At 64.7% G+C, this 2,703-nt stretch carries 4 protein-coding genes; 3 read left to right on the top strand and 1 reads right to left on the bottom strand.

The features are described 5' to 3' along the window. The 3 genes from VFL62_RS23465 to VFL62_RS23455 form a co-directional block, all read left to right on the top strand. Nucleotides 1-455: FixG Ig-like domain-containing protein (locus VFL62_RS23465; RefSeq protein ID WP_325174783.1), on the top strand; the 455-nt coding region annotated here is incomplete at its 5' end. A 113-nt stretch (nucleotides 456-568) separates the two neighbouring features. Then, nucleotides 569-817 (top strand): lipoyl domain-containing protein, encoded by a 249-nt coding sequence (locus VFL62_RS23460; protein WP_325174782.1) that lies wholly within the window; start codon nucleotides 569-571, stop codon nucleotides 815-817. A 14-nt stretch (nucleotides 818-831) separates the two neighbouring features. Continuing rightward, nucleotides 832-1,680 (top strand): copper chaperone PCu(A)C, encoded by an 849-nt coding sequence (locus VFL62_RS23455; RefSeq protein ID WP_325174781.1) that lies wholly within the window; start codon nucleotides 832-834, stop codon nucleotides 1,678-1,680. A gap of 6 nt (nucleotides 1,681-1,686) precedes the next feature. Here the strand turns inward: VFL62_RS23455 and VFL62_RS23450 are convergent. After that, nucleotides 1,687-2,703: hypothetical protein (locus VFL62_RS23450; protein WP_325174780.1), on the bottom strand; the 1,017-nt coding region annotated here is incomplete at its 5' end.

Genomic DNA, 2,703 nt, shown 5'->3' with positions numbered 1-2,703 from the left:
ACAACATCGAGCGCGGCCGCCGCCGCGACGCGCCGGTCAATCGCCTGATCCGCCCGAAGACCATCGGCCTGACCGCGGCATGCCTGGCGCTTGCCGCAACCATCGCGGTCGCTTTCGAAACCAAGACCAGCGCGACCCTTTCGGTTCAGCACGACCGCGATCCGCTTGCCGTGCAGCTCTCCGACGGATCGGTGCGCAATGCCTATACGGTCAAGCTCTTGAACAAGTCGTCGATGAGCCGGCTCTTCACGCTCACGGCGAGCGGCCTGCAGGCGAACATGGCGATCATCGGCAACGAAAAACTGGCGCCGATCGAGGTGCCCGCCGACGGCTCTGAATCCGTGCGCGTGACCTTGACCGCCAAGCACGCCGGCGAGGCCAAGGTCACCTTCACGGCCCGCGACCAGAGCGGCGCGGTGGTTCTTTCCGCGACCGACCGGTTCGTCGAGCGCTAGTTCGGACTTCTGAACCGCCAGCCTTTTGCGTTTGCGTTACATCAACGTCGAAGCGGCAGGGATGTGGGAGCTTTTCCGAGACAGGGTTCCGCAAGAGCCAATCGGAGAAAACCATGACAGCGATCGAGATCAAGGCCGACGAAGCGCTCTGGCGCAACAACATGCTGCCGGAGGGATCCGTGGTGAAGTGGACCGTTGCCGACGGCGGCTTCGCCCGCGCCGGTCACGCCATCGCCGAGGTCCGCATCGAAGGCGCAGTGCACGACATCGTCGCGCCGGTGGACGGACGCTTGAAGGTTGCCGTTGGCGTCAACGGCGTCATCGAGCCCGGCATGTTGCTGGCGACGCTGGTACCGGCGTGACGGGGAATCTCCCGATGATCAAACAATTCGCATGGATTGCAATTGCCGCAGCGGCATTGCTTGGCGCGTCGTCCGCGAACGCGAACGACATCGTGGTGAGAGAGGCCTGGAGCCGCGCGACGCCGAAAGGCGCCAAGGTGGCGGCAGGCTATCTCACGATCGAGAACCGCGGTATCGAGGCCGACAGGTTGATGTCGGCCTCGAGCGCCGCCGCGCCCAAGGTCGAAATCCATCAGATGGCGACGCTGGACGGCATCATGACCATGCGACCGCTCGAGAACGGGCTCGTCATCCCGCCCGATTCGACGGTGACGCTCGAGCCCGGCGGCAACCACATCATGTTCGTCGAACTCGTGGCGCCCTTCGAGGAGGGCCAGCGCATTGCGGTCGACCTGAAGTTCGAGCGCGCGGGAACGCTGCAAACTGTCTTCGACGTCGGCAGCGTCGGCGCGAAGGGACCACGGATGCAGATCGCCACGACCGACAAGGCAAATCCCTCCACTCCGATCGTCGCGCCCGCGCCGCCGCCGGCAACATCGGCCGAACCCTTCTTCACCCATCTCTGCGGCACGCGTGTCATGGCCAATGTCACGGTGACGCCCGGTCGCAGCGGGCCGGTCGAGGTGCTGGTGCAACTCGAGGATGGCGACGAGAAGCCGCTGTCAGCCGAGGCGCTGTCGGTCACGCTTTCCAACCCGGATGCGAATATTGCGCCGGCAACCGCTGTGGCCGAACGCGTGTCGCCCGATAGCTGGCGGGTCCAGATGACCGCTGCTGCGCGCGGAAAGTGGTCGCTGTCGCTCGGTATCGACCTCAAGAAGGACGACCGCGTCGACATTGCCGCGCCAATCCTGATCGAGTGAGGGAATTTAAGCGCCAGCCGTCTCTCGCTGGTGGGCCTGCCACCAGCCGGCGATGGCGCGGGTCAACTCATCCCAATGCGGTGTTGCGAGATCGGGCACGGCGATGCGAACGTGGTATTGGCCCGTCGTGGAGTCGCAAAACCACTCGCTCGCCGCAAAATCGAAACCGAAACTTCCCGCGTGCCGGATCGGCAAACCGGATTGCGCGAGATCGTCGACGATCCGCGTTGAGATCGCCCGCGCGGCCGCTTCATCGAGCGGGCGAGCGCTTTTGAGCGTAATATAAAGGTTGTGAGTGAAATGCAGCTCTGCCGTCAGGCCCGAAAGCGATGCGGCGCAGTACCGGCTCGCGCGCCGGCAGTTGCGCAAGATGGCGGCCATGCGCCGGTTGGTCAGCCTGCGGTACGCCCGCGTGCCCACATAGGGCGGAAAATGCGCTGGGATCGCTGCGCCGCCGATCAGGCGAACGGCATCCGTCGTTGCCGGGGGAAGCTCTTTCAGCTTCGAGCGCGCGCCTTGTTTGTCCCAGTCGACGAATGTCACGGAGCCGAGGCGGCCGTACTCGGCGCCGAGCGAATCCAGTTTGGTATGACTGCGCACCATCGCGACGGGCACTTTGCATCTGCGCGCCAGATCGAGCACGCGGCGGATGCGGCGAGAGCCGGCGGACAAGCAGGTGGTGTCGAAAATGATAAGGTCCAGCGCCGAACTCATCGCGTCTCGCGACAGATTGAAGTCGAAAGCGGGCGCCGAAGAATCCAATAGCAGCATCCGCGGTGAAGCTGCGCGGGCGGTCGCGCCAGCCGGATCCTGCGCTGCGGAGATCAGCCGCAGATGGCGGGCATAACCTTCGACCAGTTCCTTTGTCTCGCCGTAGCAGCCGGACGGGATCACGAGGCTCGCTTGCTCGACCAGCCGCGCCACAGCAAAGACCAGCGCGGCGATCGCCGCCATCCCGGAGATGGTAAAGATCGTTTGGCACGCGATGGCCTCGCCCAGATCGTAGAACGAAGGACCGCGGAC

It is taken from the genome of Bradyrhizobium sp. (assembly GCF_035701725.1).
GTDB lineage: Bacteria > Pseudomonadota > Alphaproteobacteria > Rhizobiales > Xanthobacteraceae > Bradyrhizobium.
This window is presented reverse-complemented; position numbering and strand designations above follow the sequence as displayed.

Excerpts from the sequence above, each read along its gene's own strand:
- VFL62_RS23460 (WP_325174782.1), top strand. The coding sequence starts at position 569 with ATGACAGCGATCGAGATCAAGGCCGACGAAGCGCTCTGGCGCAACAAC.
- VFL62_RS23455 (WP_325174781.1), top strand. The coding sequence starts at position 832 with ATGATCAAACAATTCGCATGGATTGCAATTGCCGCAGCGGCATTGCTT.